23 protein-coding genes are annotated in these 19091 nt (G+C 41.3%); 3 read left to right on the top strand and 20 right to left on the bottom strand.

Annotated features, from left to right (window positions below):
- Positions 1-73: 73 nt before the first annotated feature.
- The 13 genes from NGI26_RS00775 to NGI26_RS00715 form a co-directional block, all read right to left on the bottom strand.
- Positions 74-832, bottom strand: a complete 759-nt coding sequence (locus tag NGI26_RS00775; protein WP_251934759.1) for an acetyl-CoA carboxylase carboxyl transferase subunit alpha — start codon at positions 830-832, stop codon at positions 74-76.
- Complete coding sequence (gene accD, locus NGI26_RS00770; RefSeq protein ID WP_251934758.1) at positions 832-1695, bottom strand: acetyl-CoA carboxylase, carboxyltransferase subunit beta; 864 nt, start codon at positions 1693-1695, stop codon at positions 832-834. Before accD ends, NGI26_RS00775 begins: the two co-directional genes overlap by 1 nt.
- Before the next feature lie 33 nt (positions 1696-1728).
- Positions 1729-3096 carry an acetyl-CoA carboxylase biotin carboxylase subunit gene (gene accC, locus NGI26_RS00765; RefSeq protein ID WP_251934755.1) on the bottom strand — a complete coding sequence of 456 codons (1368 nt, stop codon included), beginning with the start codon at positions 3094-3096 and terminating at the stop codon, positions 1729-1731.
- A gap of 11 nt (positions 3097-3107) precedes the next feature.
- Entirely contained in the window at positions 3108-3530 is a 423-nt protein-coding gene (fabZ, locus tag NGI26_RS00760) for a 3-hydroxyacyl-ACP dehydratase FabZ (protein WP_251934751.1), read from the bottom strand.
- On the bottom strand, positions 3527-4009 hold the full coding sequence (gene accB, locus NGI26_RS00755) for an acetyl-CoA carboxylase biotin carboxyl carrier protein (protein WP_251934746.1): 483 nt from the start codon (positions 4007-4009) through the stop codon (positions 3527-3529). Before accB ends, fabZ begins: the two co-directional genes overlap by 4 nt.
- Before the next feature lie 2 nt (positions 4010-4011).
- Entirely contained in the window at positions 4012-5247 is a 1236-nt protein-coding gene (gene fabF / locus NGI26_RS00750; protein WP_251934741.1) for a beta-ketoacyl-ACP synthase II, read from the bottom strand.
- A gap of 22 nt (positions 5248-5269) precedes the next feature.
- Positions 5270-6004 (bottom strand): 3-oxoacyl-[acyl-carrier-protein] reductase, encoded by a 735-nt coding sequence (gene fabG / locus NGI26_RS00745; RefSeq protein ID WP_251934725.1) that lies wholly within the window; start codon positions 6002-6004, stop codon positions 5270-5272.
- 32 nt (positions 6005-6036) lie between these two features.
- Positions 6037-6957 (bottom strand): ACP S-malonyltransferase, encoded by a 921-nt coding sequence (fabD, locus tag NGI26_RS00740; RefSeq protein ID WP_251934721.1) that lies wholly within the window; start codon positions 6955-6957, stop codon positions 6037-6039.
- Positions 6950-7924 carry an enoyl-[acyl-carrier-protein] reductase FabK gene (fabK, locus tag NGI26_RS00735; protein ID WP_004251880.1) on the bottom strand — a complete coding sequence of 325 codons (975 nt, stop codon included), beginning with the start codon at positions 7922-7924 and terminating at the stop codon, positions 6950-6952. The genes fabD and fabK overlap by 8 nt, the downstream gene beginning before the upstream one ends.
- Positions 7925-8040: 116 nt before the next feature.
- Positions 8041-8265 carry an acyl carrier protein gene (locus NGI26_RS00730; RefSeq protein WP_000257840.1) on the bottom strand — a complete coding sequence of 75 codons (225 nt, stop codon included), beginning with the start codon at positions 8263-8265 and terminating at the stop codon, positions 8041-8043.
- Between the two features lie 58 nt (positions 8266-8323).
- Positions 8324-9298, bottom strand: a complete 975-nt coding sequence (locus NGI26_RS00725) for a beta-ketoacyl-ACP synthase III (protein ID WP_251934718.1) — start codon at positions 9296-9298, stop codon at positions 8324-8326.
- Entirely contained in the window at positions 9298-9732 is a 435-nt protein-coding gene (gene fabT, locus NGI26_RS00720) for a fatty acid biosynthesis transcriptional regulator FabT (protein WP_004251873.1), read from the bottom strand. The genes NGI26_RS00725 and fabT overlap by 1 nt, the downstream gene beginning before the upstream one ends.
- Before the next feature lie 93 nt (positions 9733-9825).
- A complete protein-coding gene (locus tag NGI26_RS00715) occupies positions 9826-10611 on the bottom strand; it encodes an enoyl-CoA hydratase (RefSeq protein ID WP_251934716.1) in 786 nt (261 codons plus the stop codon).
- A 233-nt stretch (positions 10612-10844) separates the two neighbouring features.
- Between NGI26_RS00715 and NGI26_RS00710 the strand changes: the two genes are divergently transcribed.
- From NGI26_RS00710 to serS, 3 genes are all read left to right on the top strand, one after another.
- Positions 10845-12209: an aspartate kinase gene (locus NGI26_RS00710; protein WP_251934713.1), complete on the top strand. Its 1365-nt coding sequence runs from the start codon at positions 10845-10847 to the stop codon at positions 12207-12209.
- 2 nt (positions 12210-12211) lie between these two features.
- A complete protein-coding gene (locus NGI26_RS00705; protein ID WP_251934711.1) occupies positions 12212-12583 on the top strand; it encodes a DUF956 family protein in 372 nt (123 codons plus the stop codon).
- A 215-nt stretch (positions 12584-12798) separates the two neighbouring features.
- Complete coding sequence (serS, locus tag NGI26_RS00700) at positions 12799-14073, top strand: serine--tRNA ligase (protein ID WP_251934709.1); 1275 nt, start codon at positions 12799-12801, stop codon at positions 14071-14073.
- A gap of 98 nt (positions 14074-14171) precedes the next feature.
- Here serS and groL read toward each other — a convergent pair whose 3' ends face one another.
- The 7 genes from groL to NGI26_RS00665 all read right to left on the bottom strand — a co-directional run bounded on the left by groL (position 14172) and on the right by NGI26_RS00665 (position 19017).
- Positions 14172-15791 (bottom strand): chaperonin GroEL, encoded by a 1620-nt coding sequence (gene groL, locus NGI26_RS00695; RefSeq protein WP_251934707.1) that lies wholly within the window; start codon positions 15789-15791, stop codon positions 14172-14174.
- Positions 15792-15806: 15 nt separating this feature from the next.
- Positions 15807-16091: a co-chaperone GroES gene (gene groES / locus NGI26_RS00690; RefSeq protein WP_251934705.1), complete on the bottom strand. Its 285-nt coding sequence runs from the start codon at positions 16089-16091 to the stop codon at positions 15807-15809.
- A 413-nt stretch (positions 16092-16504) separates the two neighbouring features.
- Positions 16505-16900 carry a single-stranded DNA-binding protein gene (locus NGI26_RS00685; RefSeq protein WP_251934703.1) on the bottom strand — a complete coding sequence of 132 codons (396 nt, stop codon included), beginning with the start codon at positions 16898-16900 and terminating at the stop codon, positions 16505-16507.
- 74 nt (positions 16901-16974) lie between these two features.
- Entirely contained in the window at positions 16975-17736 is a 762-nt protein-coding gene (locus NGI26_RS00680; RefSeq protein ID WP_251934701.1) for an SDR family oxidoreductase, read from the bottom strand.
- A 41-nt stretch (positions 17737-17777) separates the two neighbouring features.
- Positions 17778-18404 (bottom strand): YtpR family tRNA-binding protein, encoded by a 627-nt coding sequence (ytpR, locus tag NGI26_RS00675; protein ID WP_251934699.1) that lies wholly within the window; start codon positions 18402-18404, stop codon positions 17778-17780.
- A gap of 8 nt (positions 18405-18412) precedes the next feature.
- Complete coding sequence (locus NGI26_RS00670) at positions 18413-18730, bottom strand: thioredoxin family protein (RefSeq protein ID WP_251934696.1); 318 nt, start codon at positions 18728-18730, stop codon at positions 18413-18415.
- Positions 18727-19017, bottom strand: coding sequence for a DUF4651 domain-containing protein (locus tag NGI26_RS00665; RefSeq protein ID WP_024053819.1), 291 nt, complete (start codon positions 19015-19017; stop codon positions 18727-18729). The genes NGI26_RS00670 and NGI26_RS00665 overlap by 4 nt, the downstream gene beginning before the upstream one ends.
- Positions 19018-19091: the final 74 nt, after the last annotated feature.

Here is a 19091-nt window from a genome sequence, read left to right as displayed (position 1 = left end):
GTCAATTTTTCATCCTGAATTGTATGTTTATAATCCAAAAAGCTAGAACCATTTCTTAGTTCTAGCTTTCTTTTTAATATTTTCTAAAGCGTAGATAACGCTCTTCCAAAAGTTTCTCCAACGGTAATTGTTCAATTTCTGTCTGAAGTTCATTTTTTACACGAGATAACAGTTCTTTAGTAGAGAGACCTCTCTCTGAAATAACCTTATCTACAACTTCCATCTCCAACAGTTCATGTGAGGTTATTTTCATCAATTCAGCTGCTTCCATAGCACGACTGCCATCTTTCCAAAGGATAGACGCAAAGCCCTCAGGACTGAGAACTGCATAGATCGAATTTTCTAACATCCAGACACGATCTGCTACTGCTAGAGCTAAAGCCCCTCCTGAACCACCTTCACCGATAATAATAGCGATAATCGGCACCTTAAGGTCGCTCATTTCCATGAGGTTACGGGCAATCGCTTCACCTTGACCACGTTCTTCTGCTCCGACACCTGGATAGGCACCAGCAGTATTGATAAAGGTTACAACTGGCCGGCTAAATTTTTCAGCTTGTTTCATCAAGCGAAGAGCTTTTCGATAACCTTCCGGATGAGGTTGGCCAAAGTTGCGATTCAAATTATCCTGTAAGCTTTTACCTTTTTGGATTCCGACTACAGTTACCGCTTGGTCTCCCAGCCATCCGATACCACCAATAATAGCACCATCATCTCTGAAAGAGCGATCACCATGTAGTTCTACAAAGTCATCAAATATTCCTGTTGCAAAGTCCAAGGCAGTTAAGCGGGTTTGTTCACGTGCTTCTCTGACGATTTTTGCAATATTCATCAACAATCCCCCTTATGTAACCTTACTAATCGAGCAATCATATCTGGCAATTCTCTTCGTTTAACAATCGCATCCACAAATCCATGTTCTAACAAAAACTCTGCCTTCTGGAAATCCTCTGGCAAATCTTCCCTTACGGTATTTTCGATAACACGGCGTCCAGCAAATCCTACTAAACTTTGTGGCTCTGCCAAGATGATATCACCTTCCATAGCAAAGGAAGCTGTCACTCCCCCAGTTGTTGGATCCGTAAGGATAGTCAGATAAAAGAGAGCTGCATTGGAATGACGTTTAACTGCAGCAGAAATCTTAGCCATCTGCATCAAACTCATGATTCCTTCCTGCATACGTGCTCCACCAGATGCTGTAAACAATACGACTGGTAATTTTTCAGCTGTTGCGTACTCAAACAATCTTGTGATTTTTTCACCAACTACTGTTCCCATAGATGCCATGATAAAGTTAGAATCCATGATGCCGAGAGCAACTTTTTCTCCCTTAATCAAAGCAGTCCCTGTGACAACAGCCTCATCAAGACCAGTTTTTTCACGCATAGAAGCTAATTTCTTTTGATAGCCTGGAAATTTCAACGGATCCTGCGTTTCAATTCCAGTAAACATCTCTAAGAAGCTTCCCATATCGATGGTTAAAGCTAGACGCTCTTGAGCTGAAATACGAAAGGTATAGCCACAGTGAGGACAAATACGGTCACTCCCCAAATCCTTCTGGTAAATAGTGTGTTTACACCCCGGACATTTTGAGAAGAGTTCATCTGGAACCTCCGGCTTAGCTTGGGGCTTTTCTCTAAGTGAACGATTGGGATTAATTCGTATATATTTATCTTTTTTACTAAATAGAGCCATAAATCCCCCTTTTCAGTCTCATACTTTTTTATCTTATTCTTTTTCTTGATAGTATGGTAAGAAAGTTTCCATCAAGAATGAAGTATCGTAGTCCCCTGCTATCACACGACGATCTGAAATCAAATCGAGTTGAAAATCAGCATTGGTGACCACCCCTTCAATTTCGAGTTCATAAAGAGCTCTTTGCATTTTCATCAGTGCATCAAAACGATTTTCACCATGAACAATAATTTTAGCAATCATACTATCATAGTATGGTGGAATGGTATACCCTGGATAAACTGCAGAGTCAACACGCAAGCCAACACCACCGCTTGGTAGATAAAGATTAGTAATCTTACCTGGGCTCGGTGCAAAATTAAAGGCTGGGTTTTCTGCGTTGATACGGCACTCAATAGCATGTCCTTTTAGAACAATGTCTTCTTGTTTCAGAGTCAAAGGTTGACCTGACGCAATACGGATTTGTTCCTTGACAATATCCACACCAGAAACAAATTCGGTTACTGGATGTTCTACTTGGACACGAGTATTCATCTCCATAAAGTAGAATTTCCCAGTTGCTTCATCTAGTAGGAATTCAATAGTACCAGCATTTTCATAACCAACAGATTCCGCTGCACGGACTGCTGCAGCACCAATTTCATTACGCAGTGTTTTCCCAATGGCAATGGAAGGACTTTCTTCTAAAACTTTTTGGTTATTCCGCTGAAGCGAACAGTCACGCTCACCTAGGTGAATAACATGTCCCATCTGGTCAGCAAGAATCTGTACCTCAATGTGGCGAGCAGGATAAATCACGCGCTCGAGGTACATCGCCCCGTTACCAAAGTTTGCTTTGGCTTCACTAGAAGCGGTTTCAAAAGCTGATACAAGGTCTTCTGCCTTTTCAACCTTACGGATTCCTTTACCACCACCTCCAGCTGAAGCTTTCAGCATAACTGGATAACCAATTTTTTCAGCAACAGCCATAGCCTCTTCTGCAGTATGAACTTCACCATCTGATCCTGGAATGACAGGCACGTTTGCCTTAATCATTTGAGCACGGGCGTTAATTTTATCCCCCATGACATCCATGACACGAGCTGATGGCCCGATAAATTTGATACCGACTTCTTCACACATGGTTGCAAATTTGGAATTTTCACTTAAAAAACCAAATCCAGGGTGAATAGCTTCAGCTTCAGTCAAGACCGCAGCTGATAGGATGGCATTGATGTTCAGATAAGATTCTGTAGCCTTCCCAGGGCCGATACAGATAGCCTCATCAGCCAAAAGCGTGTGGAGAGCTTCCTTGTCAGCAGTCGAATAGACAGCGACTGTTGCGATTCCTAACTCTCGTGCCGCACGAATAATACGAACAGCAATTTCACCACGATTGGCAATTAAAATCTTACGAAACATGGAAAACCTCCCTAGTTTCCAATAGCAAAGGTCAGAGTACCGCTTGCTGCAAGCTTACCATCTACTTCTGCCTTCGCTTCTACTACGGCGATTGTGCCACGACGTTTGACAAAAGTTGCTGTCATGACAAGCTGATCACCAGGAACAACTTGTTTCTTAAACTTAACCTTGTCCATACCAGCATAGAAGACAAGCTTCCCTTTATTCTCAGGTTTTGAAAGTTCTAAAACGCCTGCTGTCTGTGCCAAGGCTTCCATGATGAGTACACCTGGCATCACAGGATAAGCTGGGAAGTGTCCGTTAAAGAAAGGTTCATTAATCGTTACATTTTTAATGGCAACGATCGTATCTTCACTGACTCCTAAAACACGATCCACTAAGAGCATAGGATAGCGGTGGGGCAAAGCTTCTTTAATTCCTTGAATATCAATCATTTGATACGTACCAAGCCTTTCCCGAACTCAACCATTTCTTCATTTTTAACAAGAATTTCTGTTACGACACCATCTTTAGGTGCTGGAATTTCGTTCATGACCTTCATAGCTTCGATGATGACAAGGGTTTGACCTTTTTTAACCGTATCACCGACTGAAACAAAATTAGGTTTGTCTGGTCCGGCAGCCAAGTAAGCAACTCCGACAAGCGGACTTTCTACAAGGTCTCCTTCGGCTACTGATTCAGTAGTGCTTAATTCTGAAACTGTCTCTACATCTGGTGTTGTAGTTGGAGCTTGTGGTACAACTGTAGGTGCAGTTGCTGGAACCACAGGTTGAGGTGCTGGACTTGTTTCTGCCACAAATTTCGCTTCATTCTTACTGAAGAGCAACTCATCCGTTCCATTTTTATAAGAAAATTCTCTCAAGCTTGACTGGTCAAATTGCGCCATCAAGTCTTTGATTTCATTTAAATTCATATTTACTTATTCTCCCAACGTTTGAAAGCAAGAACTGCATTATGCCCACCAAATCCAAAGGTGTTTGAGATAGCATATGGAATTTCACGTTCTACGCCTTGCCCATAAATAACGTTTGCTTCAATATAGTCTGACAATTCTGTGGTTCCAGCTGTCATTGGTACATAGTTGTTACGGATTGCTTCAATGGTTGCAATTGCTTCAACAGCACCTGCTGCACCAAGTAAGTGACCTGTAAATGACTTGGTTGAAGATACAGGTACTTCCTTACCAAGAACCGCTACGATTGCTCCACTTTCTCCTTTTTCATTAGCAGGAGTTGAAGTACCGTGAGCATTAACATAAGCTACTTGATCTGGTGTGATTTCAGCTTCATCCAAGGCAAGTTTGATGGCTTTAATAGCACCTTGGCCTTCTGGATGCGGTGAAGTCATATGGTAGGCATCACAAGTATTCCCGTAACCGACAACTTCAGCTAGGATAGTTGCACCGCGTTTTTCAGCATGCTCTAAACTTTCAAGGACTAACATACCTGATCCTTCACCCATAACAAATCCATTACGGTCTTTGTCAAATGGAATAGAAGCACGCGTTGGATCCTCTGTTGTTGAAAGAGCTGTTAAGGCTTGGAAACCGGCAATCGCAAATGGTGTAATAGAAGATTCTGATCCACCAACGAGCATGATGTCTTGGAAACCAAATTTGATAGAACGGAAGGCATCTCCGATAGCATCATTTGATGAAGCACAAGCTGTGTTGATAGATTTACAGATACCATTGGCACCAAAGCGCATAGCAACATTCCCTGCTGCCATATTTGGCAAGGCTTTTGGAAGTGTCAATGGTTTTACACGTTTTGGTCCTTTATCGTGAAGTCGAAGCACTTGATCTTCGATTTCTCTGATTCCACCGATACCTGATGCAACGATAACACCGAAGCGGTCTTTATCAAGCGCCTCTACGTCAAGATTTGCATTGTTTACTGCTTCTTGGGCCGCATACAAGGCATACAAAGAATAATCATCAAAACGATTAGTATCTTTTTTTACAAAATATTTGTCAAAAGGAAAATCATTAATCTCTGCTGCATTATGGACGTCAAAAGCACTGTGATCAAACTTGGTGATTTCACCAATCCCAATCTTTCCGTTCTTTAAACTGTTCCAAAATTCCTCTGGTGTGTTCCCAATTGGAGATGTTAATCCATAACCTGTTACTACTACACGATTTAGTTTCATTTTCATACCTCTATTTTAACTCTTATTGCATGGTAAGTCCACCATCAATTGCAATGACTTGTCCCGTTAGATAATCTTGGCTTGCAAGAAAGGCTGTGACCTCTGCCACTTGCTCAGCTTGGCCAAATTGTTTCATCGGAATTTGTGCCAACATGGCATCTTTTACCTTATCAGATAGGACTGCAGTCATATCTGATTCGATCATTCCTGGAGCAATGGCATTGACACGTACATTACGGTTGGCTACCTCACGTGCTACTGATTTGGTAAATCCAATTAGACCAGCCTTAGATGCAGCGTAGTTCGCTTGACCGATATTCCCCATCAGACCAACGACACTAGACATATTGATAATGGCACCTTCACGAGCTTTTATCATCTGCTTCAAGACCGCTTGTGTCATATTAAAAGTACCCGTTAGATTGACTTTCAAGACCTTTTCAAAATCTTCTTCTGTCATCTTAAGCATGAGAGTATCTTGAGTAATCCCAGCATTATTAACGAGGACGTCAACTGAACCCAACTCCTCAATCGCTTGTTCCACCATGCGTTTTGCATCTGCAAAGTCAGAAACATCACCAGAAATCGTAAGAACTTTCACCCCGTACGGTTTAAACTCGTCTAGAAGCTCCTCGGAGATCTCACCACGACTATTCAAGACAACGTTGGCCCCCAAGCTGGCAAATTTATGAGCAATAGCAAGACCAATCCCTCTACTTGAGCCTGTAATAAAGACATTTTTCTGTTCTAGTTTCATTTTTCTCCTTTCAGAACTTCTATCACTCTTCTCTAATTTTCTAAGAGTTCTAGCAAACTTGCTTGATCTTCCACATTAGCAAGTTGAGCAGTTTTATCAATCTTTTTGACAAATCCTGACAAGACTTTTCCAGGACCAATTTCGATAAAACGAGTCACACCAGCTTCTTGCATAAGAGCAATACTCTCATAAAAACGTACAGGTTCCTTAACTTGACGAGTCAATAGTTCTGCGATTCGTTCTTTTTCCATAACCTTTGCTTCTGTGTTGCCGACAAGAGGACATGCAAAGTCACTAAACTCAACCTCTGTCAGAGCTTGAGCCAATTTTTGACTAGCAGTTTCCAATAAAGCTGTATGGAAAGGTCCAGAAACATTTAATGGAATCAAGCGTTTTGCTCCTGCTTCTTGCAAGAGTTCAACTGCTCGATCCACTGCATCTACTTCACCACCAATAACAATCTGACTTGGAGTGTTATAGTTAGCTGGAGTTACAATTCCGAGTTGAGAAGCTTCTTGACAAGCTTGTTCGATAACCTCAACCGGTGTATTGAGCACAGCTACCATTTTTCCTGACCCCGCAGGTGCTGCTTCTTCCATATAAGCTCCACGTTTAGCAACTAGAGACACTGCATCTTCGAAATCCAAGGCGCCACTTGCTACAAGGGCAGAATATTCGCCAAGAGATAAACCCGCCACCATATCGGGCTGGTAACCTTTCTCTTTTAGTAGTCGGTAAATGGCAACTGATGTAGCTAAAATAGCTGGTTGCGTGTAACGAGTTTGATTTAGCTTCGTTTCATCGTTATCAATCAAGTCACGAAGATCACAACCTAAGACTTGGCTAGCTTGGTCGATTGTTTCCTTGACAATAGCATATTGGTCGTATAGTTCACGTCCCATTCCAAGGTACTGGGCTCCTTGACCTGCAAATAGAAAGGCTGTTTTAGTCATTTCTTGTAACTCCTGCCCAACGAGCTGCTTCTTTTTGAATTTTCTCAGCGGCACCATAGTAGATATCTTTTAAGATTTCTTCAACTGTTTCTTCTTTAGATACCAAACCTGCAATTTGTCCGGCCATCACTGAGCCACCATCCACATCACCATGGACAACAGCTTTAGCCAAAGCCCCTGCACCCATTTGTTCAAAAATCTCTAGATCTGGATTTTCTTGTTTGAAGGCATCTTTTTCAGCTTGCTCGAAATCACGAGTCAATTGGTTTTTGATAGCACGAACTGCGTGTCCAAAATGTTGTGCTGAAATGGTTGTATCAATATCACGAGCTTTTAAAATTTTAGCTTTATAGTTTGGATGAGCATTTGATTCTTTAGCAACTACAAAACGAGTTCCTACTTGCACAGCTTCCGCACCAAGCATAAATCCAGCAGCAGCTCCCTCACCATCTGCAATACCACCTGCAGCGATAACAGGAATTGAAACAGCCGCCGCAACTTGACGAACCAAGGTCATGGTTGTTAATTTACCAATGTGTCCACCGGCTTCCATACCTTCACAAATGACAGCATCTGCACCGATTTTTTCCATGCGTTTGGCCAAAGCAACACTAGGAACTACAGGAATTACAGTGATGCCTGCCTCATGGAAGCGTTCCATGTATTTACTTGGGTTTCCTGCACCAGTTGTAACTACCTTAACCCCTTCTTCAATAACGAGGTCGACAATATCATCCACAAATGGAGACAAGAGCATGATATTGACACCAAAAGGCTTGTCTGTTAAAGATTTGATTTTATCGATATTAGCTTTAACCACTTCTTTAGGTGCATTTCCTCCACCGATGATACCGAGACCACCAGCTTTCGAAACAGCTCCAGCCAAGTCGCCATCTGCCACCCAGGCCATTCCACCTTGGAAGATTGGATATTTAATATTTAATAGTTCAGTGATACGTGTTTTCATATTGCCTCCATAAGTCTTGCTTACGTAATAGTTCGAATCTATTATAATTTGACCGTCAAACTATTACCTAAACAAGAGGGAGTGGGTCTCCCCTACTCCTTCTTTATTTATTCTAATTATTTAGTTTGCTCTTCAACGTAAGCAACCAAGTCGCCAACTGTTTTCAAGTTGTCTTCAGCTTCGATTTGGATATCAAAAGCGTCTTCGATTTCTGAGATTACTTGGAACAAGTCCAATGAATCTGCATCCAAATCATCAAAAGTAGATTCAAGTGTTACTTCTGATGCATCTTTTCCAAGTTCTTCAACGATAATTTCTTGTACTTTTTCAAATACTGCCATGATAGACTCCTTTAAAATAAATAGTTTTTTTATAACAATGTGATCACCACATGATTACCTAAATTGTAACAATAAGTGTGCCCCATGTCAAACCTCCACCGAAACCTGACAAGAGAATTTTTTGGCTACCATCTAGATGGATGAGCCCCTCTTCTACACACTCTGATAATAAAATTGGGATGCTTGCCGCGCTCGTATTTCCATACTTCATCATATTGGCAGGAAGCTTATCACGGTCTACACCAATTTTTCTAGCCATTTTGTCTAAAATCCGAATATTAGCTTGATGAAGCAAGAGGAAATCTAATTCCTCTGCTGATATCGGACTTTTTTCAATGGTCTTTTTAATAGATTTTGCCACGTCTCGAATCGCAAAGTCAAAAACTGCTCTCCCATCCATCTTCAAGAAAACATCTGGTTCTTCTTGAAGAGAAAATGGTGAAATCAATCCTGCCTGTCCATAAGTGAGACACTCACCACGAGAACCATCGCTATTGAGACTTTCAGCTAAGAAATGTTTTTGGTTACTTGCCTCAAGTAATACACCACCAGCTCCATCTCCGAATAAGACAGCTGTTGAGCGATCAGACCAATCCAGAGATTTTGACATAGTCTCACTACCGATAACCAGACCCTTTCGATATGATCCTGAAGAAATGAACTTTTCTGCAGTTGATAGGGCAAAAACAAATCCACTACAAGCGGCTGTTAAATCATAGGCAAAAGCCTTATGAGCGCCAATTCTTGCCTGAACACGAGCTGCTGTAGAAGGCATCATCGAGTCAGGTGTCATAGTCGCTAGAATGATGAAATCTAGCTCTTCAGCAGAAATCCCTGCCTTCTCTATAAGTCGTCTTGCAACCTCTGTAGCCAAATCTCCTGTTGATTCTGTCTTGGAAATATGGCGTTCTTTAATCCCTGTCCGACTTGAGATCCATTCATCACTCGTATCCATGACCTGAGCCAAGTCTTCGTTAGTGATAATCTGCTCTGGAGCATAATGAGCGACCTGGCTTATTTTTGCAAAAGCCATTACTTCAAATCCTCCAAAAAGTGATAAAGATTAGTCAACCCTTTTCCCATAACTTCAATCTCTTCAGGACTCATGCCCTCGATAATTCTTTCGACCATGGCCTTATGGAAACGTTTATGAAGACGGTGAACGAGACGACCTTTCTTTGTCAAATGCAGATGTACTACACGACGATCTTGATCTGAACGGATACGTTCGATGTATCCTTTTCGCTCCAAATTGTTTAAACTCGTTGTCACAGTCCCTAGAGTCACCATCAACTCTTTGGAAACTTGACTTGGAGTAACTTCTGGATACTTGCCAATCACATCAATCGTGTGCATTTCTTTGATAGAGATATCCTTAAAACGACTACCTCGCAAGCTTACTTCCTCGATCACTAGGACGTTGTTAAAAATTGATGTTAAATAGTCATTGACTTGTTGGTAGTCCATTTCTCTTCCCTCCTTCATCAAAAAAAGTTTAATAATCAAAACATTTGACTGAAAAAGTATATCAAACTTCAAAGAATTGCGCAAGTATTTTATTTATTTCCCGACAAATTTTGGACGTCTTCTTTCAGAATGTGCACGAACACCTTCCTTGAAATCTTCCGTATAGGATAGTGATTTCTGCAATTCTAGTTCAAGCTGAGCGTATGCATTCCACTGTTTGAATTCACTTTCCCAAACTAGCTTCTTAATAGCAGCGTAGGAATTTGTAGAACCGCGTCTCAACTTCTTCAACAATTGTTCTCTCGTTTTTTCTAATTGTTCACTTATACATAGACGATACAGAGCTCCTGCTTCCATTGCTTTTTCGGCAGTGAAAGCTTCACCTGTCATAGCTAATTGAGTTGCACGAGTCGCACCTAGAGATCGCGTCAGCAAGAATAATCCACCCGCGTCGGGAGCCAATCCTACACCTACAAAAGCCTGTATGAACTTAGCTTTATCAGATGCAATACAAAAATCAACTGCCAAGGCCATATTTGCTGCTGCTCCAGCAACTGCTCCATCCACTTCCATAATGATTGGTTTAGGAATTTGCTTGATTTTATAAGAAATCGTATTAACCAATTCAGCGATTCGAGCGAGAGAGTCAATATCATCCTCATCAACAGCGCGCTTCATCTCGACTAAATCGCCACCGACTGAAAACACCTTTCCCATAGCATTAATAAGAATAAATGAAACAGAAGCGTCTTTTTCAGCTAATTCCAGTGCTTCTATAATTTCCTCACACATAGGAATATGGAAACCATTCGCCACATCGGGACGATTTAAAGTAATTGTTGCTAAATCGTCTTGAATTTGAAAGATAATATGATTCATAGCCACTCCTTTAATTTAAAAAGATGATTAAATTATTTTATCTTCAAAGTATATCTTTTTCTTCTCATTTTCACAAGTAAAAATCGACTGAAAGTGTATCGGCTGATTTTGAAAAGTGTATTTTCTATACTATCATGTCTAGGCCTCTAACAAGATACGACCTTTCCTATTCCAGATTGAAAAAAGACCTTCTTTCTGCTATAATCGTATAAAATACTAACTGAGGAGTTCTTATGAAGGTTGTAAAATTTGGAGGAAGTTCACTTGCCTCTGCAAGCCAGTTGAAAAAGGTTCTAAACATTGTAAAAACTGACCCTGAACGTCGTTTTGTAGTTGTATCTGCACCAGGAAAGCGTGATGCTGAGGATACCAAGGTTACTGATGCTTTAATTAAATATTATCGTGATTATGTAGCAGGAAATGATATCAGCGCTAGCCAAAATTGGATTATCGATCGATATGCGGCAATGGTTAGCGAATTAGGACTTAAACCTGCTGTTTTAGAACGAATCTCTAAAAGTATTCGAACTCTTGCTACTCTTCCAATTGAAAACAACGAATTTCTATACGATACATTTCTTGCTGCAGGAGAAAACAATAATGCCAAACTCATTGCAGCCTACTTTAACCAAAATGGATTAGAGGCTCGTTATGTTCATCCGAGAGAAGCTGGTATTGTTGTAACAAGCGAACCTGGAAATGCCCGTATCATTCCTTCAAGTTACGACAAGATTGAAGAACTTAATAATAGTACAGAAGTTCTTGTTATCCCTGGATTCTTTGGTGTAACCAAGGAGAATCAAATCTGTACCTTCTCTCGTGGTGGTTCTGATATTACGGGTTCAATCATCGCAGCAGGGGTAAAAGCTGATCTTTATGAGAACTTTACTGATGTTGACGGAATTTTTGCTGCCCATCCTGGTATCATTCATAAACCACACTCAATCCCTGAATTGACCTACCGTGAAATGCGGGAATTGGCCTATGCAGGTTTCTCTGTACTGCATGACGAAGCACTCCTTCCAGCCTACCGCGGAAAAATCCCTCTCGTTATCAAAAATACTAATAATCCTGACCATTCAGGTACTCGCATCGTTCTGAAGCACAGTAGCGATAAATTCCCAGTAGTGGGAATTGCTGGTGACTCTGGTTTCGTCAGCATCAATATGTCTAAATATCTGATGAACCGCGAAATCGGTTTTGGTCGTAAAGTACTCCAAATTCTTGAGGAGCTGAATATTGGTTGGGAACACATGCCTACAGGTATCGATGATTTGTCTATCATTCTACGTTCACGAGAATTGACTCCTATCAAGGAAGAAGAAATCCTCCGTCAGTTAGTCCAAAAAGCTGAAGTTGACCACGCTGAAATCGAACATGACCTGTCTATCATAATGATTGTTGGCGAAAAAATGAAGCGCCATATCGGGGTAACTGCTACAGCCACTCGTGCCTTATCTGAAAATAATATCAACATTCAAATGATGTCACAAGGTTCTAGTGAAGTTTCTATCATGTTCGTAGTTCAAAAAGACCAAGAAAAAGCTGCTATCAAAGCTCTCTACCAAGCATTTTTCGGTGAAAGTAAGGAAGACTAAACATGGCACAATCTCTCAATAAAGTCGTTGACTTACAAACTACTGGAACTTCTTACCTCTCTATACAAGGAAAAGTTGGAAAATTTCTGGTAGGAGACCAAGCCTTGGAGTTTTACTCGGATCGCAATATTGAGGATTACATCCAAATCCCATGGTCTAGCGTTAATCAAATCGGAGCCAATGTCTCTGGTCGAAAAATTAGTCGTCATTTTGAAGTCTTTACAGATCAGGGAAAGTTCCTCTTTGCTTCAAAAGATTCTGGAAAAATTCTTAAAATTGCTCGGGAAAAATTGGGAAATGACAAGGTGGTAAAACTTCCTACCTTGCTCCAAATCATTGGTCAAAAAATCAAAAATCTATTTGCAAAAAAATAGAAAGTTTAGTATAATCATAGAAACGGATAAGTAGGTTAAGCTTGTCTTTCAGAAAGTCTGCGGTTGCTGTGAGCAGATAGAGGAGTTAATTGAAATTCTACCGTTGTTTTAAATCAAATACACAATCAAGTGCACATCTGTGAAGTTGGATGGAACCGTGGCTCTGCCACTCCAACGCTTTGTCAGGTGTGCTTTTTTCATATAAAGGAGAACTTATGTTAGATATCAAACGAATTCGTACAGATTTTGAAGCTGTCGCTGAAAAATTGGCGACACGTGGTGTAGACGCTGCTATCTTAAATGAGATGAAAGAAATCGATGCTAAACGTCGTGACATCTTAGTCAAGGTTGAAACTCTCAAGGCAGAACGTAACACGGTTTCTGCTGAAATTGCTCAAGCTAAACGCAACAAGGAAAATGCAGACGATAAGATTGCTGCCATGCAAACTCTCTCTGCAGAAGTCAAAGCATTGGATGCAGAATTAGCAGAAATCGATGCCAAATTGACAGAATTTACTACGACTCTTCCAAACATTCCAGCTGACAGTGTTCCTATTGGAGCAGACGAAGACGATAACGTAGAAGTTCGCCGTTGGGGAACTCCTCGTGAGTTTGACTTTGAACCAAAAGCCCACTGGGATCTTGGTGAAGCCCTCGGTATCCTTGACTGGGAACGTGGTGGAAAAGTCACTGGAGCTCGTTTCCTCTTCTATAAAGGCCTCGGAGCTCGTTTAGAACGTGCCATCTACAACTTTATGCTGGATGAACATGGTAAGGAAGGTTATACTGAAGTCATCACACCTTACATGGTTAACCATGATTCCATGTTTGGTACAGGACAATATCCAAAATTCAAGGAAGATACTTTTGAATTGAAAGACACCAACTACGTCCTTATTCCAACCGCTGAAGTGCCTTTGACTAACTACTACCGTGATGAAATCCTTGACGGAAAGGACCTACCAATCTACTTCACTGCTATGAGTCCTTCATTCCGTTCTGAGGCTGGTTCAGCTGGTCGTGATACACGTGGCTTGATTCGTCTGCACCAATTCCACAAGGTTGAAATGGTCAAATTTGCTAAACCTGAAGAATCATATGAAGAATTGGAGAAAATGACAGCCAACGCTGAAAACATCCTTCAAAAACTCAACCTTCCATACCGTGTAGTTGCTCTTTCTACAGGAGATATGGGCTTCTCAGCTGCTAAGACTTACGACTTGGAAGTTTGGATCCCAGCACAAAATACTTACCGTGAAATCTCAAGCTGTTCAAACACAGAAGATTTCCAAGCACGTCGTGCCCAAATCCGTTACCGTGATGAAGCAGATGGTAAAGTTAAACTTCTTCATACCTTGAATGGTTCTGGATTGGCTGTTGGACGTACAGTGGCAGCAATCCTTGAAAACTATCAAAATGCAGATGGTTCTGTAACTATTCCTGAAGTTCTTCGTCCATACATGGGTGGAGCTGAGGTCATCAAACCTTAATTCATGGACTATAAAAAGAGGAAGCTGAGCTCCCTCTTTTTAAATGATTTAAAAGAAACAGGTAGAAATGATGATTTCTACCTGTTTTTATTTATTTCTTAGAAACCACCCATCATTGATGGATCCATAGCTGGAGCTGGTGCTACAGGTTCTGGTTTATTGGCTACAACGGCTTCTGTTGTTAAGATCAGACTTGCTACTGAAGCTGCGTTTTGAAGGGCAGAACGACTCACCTTAACAGGATCGATAATACCTGCTTCAATCATGTTCACCCATTCACCTGTCGCAGCGTTAAAGCCTGTACCAGCTTCTGCATTTTTCAAACGATCAATAACAATTGAACCTTCATAGCCTGCATTATAGGCAATTTGGCGAACCGGCTCTTCCAAGGCACGAAGAACAATGCTACGTCCTGTTGCTTCATCTCCTGTCAATTCTAAAGCTTCAACAGCCGGAATGACATTCACTAAGGCAGTACCACCACCTGCAACAATACCTTCTTCCACTGCTGCACGGGTAGCGTTAAGGGCATCTTCGATGCGGAGTTTCATTTCTTTCAATTCAGTTTCAGTTGCAGCACCGACCTTGATAACTGCTACTCCACCTGATAATTTAGCCAAGCGTTCTTGGAGTTTTTCACGGTCGAATTCTGAAGTTGTTGTTTCGATTTGAGACTTGATGACAGCTACACGGTTAGCAATCGCTTCAGGATTTCCTGCACCTTCAACAATGACTGTGCTATCTTTATCTACAGACACTTTAGCTGCTTGACCTAAAGCTTCGATGGTAGCATCTTTCAATTCAAGACCAAGATCTTCAGTAATAACAGTTCCACCTGTCAAGATGGCGATGTCTTCCAACATAGCTTTACGACGGTCACCGAAACCAGGAGCCTTAACCGCAACTACGTTGAAAGTCCCACGAATCTTGTTCAAAACAAGAGTTGGCAGAGCTTCACCGTCAACATCATCTGCAATAATCAAGAGCGGACGGCTGCTTTGAAGAATACTTTCTAGAAGTGGCAAGATTTCTTGGATATTTGAAATCTTCTTGTCTGTGATTAAAATGTATGGATTTTCAAGGTCTGCAACCATTTTTTCATTATCTGTCACCATGTACTGTGAGAGATAACCACGGTCAAATTGCATTCCTTCTACGACTTCAAGTTCTGTTTCCATACCTCGTGATTCTTCAATGGTGATAACACCGTCTTTACCAACTTTTTCCATGGCTTCAGAGATGTATTCACCAACTTTTTCAGATCGAGATGATACTGCAGCAACCTGAGCGATAGCTTCCTTATTAGAAACTGGAATTGCATTGTTTTTCAAGGCTTCAACAGCTGCAGCAACTGCAGTTTCAATCCCACGACGGATACCGATTGGATTCGCTCCCGCTGTAACATTCTTAATTCCTTCACGAACAATAGCTTGGGTCAAAACTGTTGCAGTAGTTGTCCCATCACCAGCGATATCGTTGGTTTTAGAAGCCACTTCTGATACCAATTTGGCACCCATATTTTCAAAATGATCTTCCAATTCGATTTCTTTCGCGATGGTTACACCATCATTGGTAATCAATGGAGAACCAAATGATTTTTCAAGAACAACGTTACGACCTTTAGGTCCCAAGGTTACTTTAACGGTATCAGCTAGGATATCAACTCCACGAACCATAGCTGAACGAGCGTCTGATGAAAATTTAATGTCTTTTGCCATACTTACTTTCTCCTTCTATTCTTCAATGATTGCCAAAATACTAGCTTCACCTACGATGAGGTATTTTTCATCCCCATCTTTGACATCAATACCTGCATGAGCTTCAACTAAAACCTGATCTCCAACTTTTACACTTAGAGCAACTAGTTCACCACTCAAGGTACGAACACCTTGTCCAGTAGCCACTACTGTAGCTGTTTTCGTTTCTTCTTGGGCTGATTTTGCGAGGACAAATCCCCCAACAGTTGCTTCTTTTTCTTCAATTTTCAAGACCACACGGTCGCCTAATGGTTTCAACATTTGTCTTCCTCCATAATTCAATCATATTATTAGCACTCTTTATACACGAGTGCTAAACCATAATTCTATTGTATCACTTGGTCAAAAATAGTCAAGAAAAAAGTCTGATTTATAGCATAAAAAAGAGAGTGGGACAGAAATCGGTCATTCGTTAGAATTCGATTTCGTCGTCCCACCTCCGCACAGTTGAGTAGAGCTGTAAAAGCTGATGAAATCAGACTAGTAGAGCCCACTCAACCACTGCGTCTTGCTCGACACCCCAAAGACAATTGAGAGGCTAGGACTTTTGTCCCAGCCTCCTATCATTTTATACTCAATGAAAATCAAAGAGCAAACTAGGAAGCTAGCTGCAGACTGTACTTGAGTACGGCAAGGCGAAGCTAACGCGGTTTGAATTTGATTTTCTAAGAGTATTAGAAGGGAAGTTCCTCCTCTTCCAAAACCAGATCTGCTAAGTCTTGGCCTGCATTATTTTCACGCATAGCACGTTGGGCACGACTTTCTAAAAGCTGGAAACTTGTAGCGAGAACTTCGGTCACATAGTTGATCTGACCATTCTTCTCGAACTTACGGGTACGAAGCTCCCCATCCACAGAAATAAGACTACCTTTGCTTGCATAGCTAGCCAAAGTTTCAGCAAGTTTCCCCCAGACAACAATGTTAATGAAGTCAGCTTCACGTTCCCCATTTTGGTCCTTGAAACGACGGTTAATAGCAATAGTCGCACGAGCCACTGACTTGTCATTGTTGGTTTTGTGCAATTCTGGTGTAGACGTTAAACGTCCAATCATGATAACTTTATTATACATTTTTCATCCTCCTACTTATCAATTCGAAGGAAAATAAAAAAAGTTACAACATTTGTAACTTTTTTTCAATACTATTAATCTCTATGAATCATAAACCCAGTTGCTTGTTGATTGGCCATGATAGTCATATCTGTGATTTGTACTCGTCGTGGTTGACTGGTCACATAAACGACAGTATCAGCGATGTCTTGTGCCTGCAAGGCTTCGAGTCCCTGATAGACCGTCGCCGCCCGTGCCTCATCTCCATGAAAACGAACCTTTGAAAAATCTGTTTCAACAATACCTGGCTGAATAGTGGTCACCTTGATATCAGTCGCAATGGTATCAATTCGAAGTCCATCTGAAAAGGTCTTGACTGCAGCCTTGGTTGCTGAATAGACCGCTGCTCCTGCATAGACGTAGATGCCAGCAGTAGATCCCATATTGATGATATGCCCTTGATTTGCAGCCACCATGGAAGGCAGGAGACAGCGTGTAACTGCCATCAATCCCTTGACATTGGTATCTAGCATGGTCAGCATATCCAACTCTTCGTAATTCTGATAAGGCGACAGTCCGAGAGCAAGTCCGGCGTTATTGACCAAGATATCAATCTGACCTACAGTTTCTAGAATTTCTAAACAAACGGTCTTTACCATGCTCATATCTGTTACATCTAACGGGAAGGTCCAGACTTTTTGATTTGGAAAGGCTTCTGAAAACTCATTTTTTAGGGCTTCGAGTCTTTCTGTTCGGCGTCCTGTAAGAACGACATTCTCACCTTCTTTTAGATAAGCACGCGCAATGGCTTCACCAATACCTGATGTTGCACCTGTGATGACTACATTTTTGGCCATATCATTTCCTTCCATCTATTACGACAGATACTTGCAACTTCTTAAGTAGTCCAGTGCTTAACTGGATCAAAGGGTGTTCCAACTACCTGGTCGTCTGACAATTCAATAACACCACGTTTTTGTGGAGCATTTGGCAAGGCAAGTTCACGAGGACTGCACATCATCCCAAAACTCTTTTCCCCACGAAGTTCGCCTGGAAAAATGAGATTGCCTTTTGGCATCATAGCACCAGGAAGAGCTACAATGGTTTTCAAGCCAACACGTGCATTGGGAGCACCTGCAACAATTTGTACTGTTTTGTCGTTTCCAATAGCAACTTGGCAGATATTGAGGTGGTCACTATCTGGATGCTCAACCATCTCTACAATCTCACCGACAACAAACTTAGGTTCCTTGTCATTGATGATTTCTTCTGTAAAACCTTCTGCCTGCAATTCTTGGTTCAAACGTGCTACTTGCTCGTCAGTTAAAAAGACTTGCCCGCGATTCTCAATCTCAAATAAGCTAGAAACCTCAAAGATATTCCAAGCGACAGTTTGACCAGTTTCCTTTAGGAAAACACGCGCCACATTGCCTTTACGTTCTACATCTAGTTTGGCATCGCCACTGTTTTTCACTATGATCATAAGGACATCACCGACATGTTCTTTATTATATGTAAAAATCATTTTTTCTCCTATTTCAGTTCTGCTAAAAAGTTATTGATTTGAGTCTTTGTTTTGCGTTCACGATTGACAAAACGTCCAATCTCCTTGTCCTTGTCTAAAACAACAAGACTTGGAATTCCGTATACATCCCAAAGTTTCGCAAGTTCCACGTAGTCATCACGGTCGACCCGTATAAACGTAAACTCTGGATTTGCTTCTTCAATCTCTGGTAAGGCGGGGTAGATATAGCGGCAGTCGCCACACCAATCCGCAACAAAAAGGAAGACCTTCTTGCTATCCTGCTCTACTAAATTCGCTAATTCTTCTAAACTGTTCGGAGAAATCATAACACTTCCTCCTCATAGATGAGATCTTCATCTTCGTAGACAAAGGTATAGTGACGACCATCTTCAAAAATAACACCACCGACAAGACGTTCTAGACTGCTTTCGTACACTTGGACATAAAGAGTACCAATCTCACCCATTTCTGAGAAGTAGTCACGCACAATGGCAGTTAACTCTTCCTGCGTCTTCATAAGTTTGTGGTCATCAGCCACTTTCTTAGCTCCAAAGGCAAGGGCTCCAAGTCCTGCCACGACCAAACCTGTTTTAATAATATTTTTCGTTTTCATGCTAACATTGTAACACAAAAAGATTCAAGGAACAATGAAAAAGGGAGTCCCACTCCCCTTTCTAATTTCTAAAC

The sequence above is a fragment of the Streptococcus sp. Marseille-Q0941 genome (assembly GCF_943736975.1).
Taxonomy (GTDB): domain Bacteria; phylum Bacillota; class Bacilli; order Lactobacillales; family Streptococcaceae; genus Streptococcus.
Note: the sequence above shows the minus strand (reverse complement) of the source record. Positions and strands in the feature narration are given on the sequence as shown.

Bases quoted from the DNA above. Each gene is read 5' to 3' on its own strand.
- NGI26_RS00775 (WP_251934759.1), bottom strand. From the start codon at position 832: ATGAATATTGCAAAAATCGTCAGAGAAGCACGTGAACAAACCCGCTTA.
- accD (WP_251934758.1), bottom strand. From the start codon at position 1,695: ATGGCTCTATTTAGTAAAAAAGATAAATATATACGAATTAATCCCAAT.
- accC (WP_251934755.1), bottom strand. From the start codon at position 3,096: ATGTTTCGTAAGATTTTAATTGCCAATCGTGGTGAAATTGCTGTTCGT.
- fabZ (WP_251934751.1), bottom strand. From the start codon at position 3,530: ATGATTGATATTCAAGGAATTAAAGAAGCTTTGCCCCACCGCTATCCT.
- accB (WP_251934746.1), bottom strand. From the start codon at position 4,009: ATGAATTTAAATGAAATCAAAGACTTGATGGCGCAATTTGACCAGTCA.
- fabF (WP_251934741.1), bottom strand. From the start codon at position 5,247: ATGAAACTAAATCGTGTAGTAGTAACAGGTTATGGATTAACATCTCCA.
- fabG (WP_251934725.1), bottom strand. From the start codon at position 6,004: ATGAAACTAGAACAGAAAAATGTCTTTATTACAGGCTCAAGTAGAGGG.
- fabD (WP_251934721.1), bottom strand. From the start codon at position 6,957: ATGACTAAAACAGCCTTTCTATTTGCAGGTCAAGGAGCCCAGTACCTT.
- fabK (WP_004251880.1), bottom strand. From the start codon at position 7,924: ATGAAAACACGTATCACTGAACTATTAAATATTAAATATCCAATCTTC.
- NGI26_RS00730 (WP_000257840.1), bottom strand. From the start codon at position 8,265: ATGGCAGTATTTGAAAAAGTACAAGAAATTATCGTTGAAGAACTTGGA.
- NGI26_RS00725 (WP_251934718.1), bottom strand. From the start codon at position 9,298: ATGGCTTTTGCAAAAATAAGCCAGGTCGCTCATTATGCTCCAGAGCAG.
- fabT (WP_004251873.1), bottom strand. From the start codon at position 9,732: ATGGACTACCAACAAGTCAATGACTATTTAACATCAATTTTTAACAAC.
- NGI26_RS00715 (WP_251934716.1), bottom strand. From the start codon at position 10,611: ATGAATCATATTATCTTTCAAATTCAAGACGATTTAGCAACAATTACT.
- NGI26_RS00710 (WP_251934713.1), top strand. From the start codon at position 10,845: ATGAAGGTTGTAAAATTTGGAGGAAGTTCACTTGCCTCTGCAAGCCAG.
- NGI26_RS00705 (WP_251934711.1), top strand. From the start codon at position 12,212: ATGGCACAATCTCTCAATAAAGTCGTTGACTTACAAACTACTGGAACT.
- serS (WP_251934709.1), top strand. From the start codon at position 12,799: ATGTTAGATATCAAACGAATTCGTACAGATTTTGAAGCTGTCGCTGAA.
- groL (WP_251934707.1), bottom strand. From the start codon at position 15,791: ATGGCAAAAGACATTAAATTTTCATCAGACGCTCGTTCAGCTATGGTT.
- groES (WP_251934705.1), bottom strand. From the start codon at position 16,091: ATGTTGAAACCATTAGGCGACCGTGTGGTCTTGAAAATTGAAGAAAAA.
- NGI26_RS00685 (WP_251934703.1), bottom strand. From the start codon at position 16,900: ATGTATAATAAAGTTATCATGATTGGACGTTTAACGTCTACACCAGAA.
- NGI26_RS00680 (WP_251934701.1), bottom strand. From the start codon at position 17,736: ATGGCCAAAAATGTAGTCATCACAGGTGCAACATCAGGTATTGGTGAA.
- ytpR (WP_251934699.1), bottom strand. From the start codon at position 18,404: ATGATTTTTACATATAATAAAGAACATGTCGGTGATGTCCTTATGATC.
- NGI26_RS00670 (WP_251934696.1), bottom strand. From the start codon at position 18,730: ATGATTTCTCCGAACAGTTTAGAAGAATTAGCGAATTTAGTAGAGCAG.
- NGI26_RS00665 (WP_024053819.1), bottom strand. From the start codon at position 19,017: ATGAAAACGAAAAATATTATTAAAACAGGTTTGGTCGTGGCAGGACTT.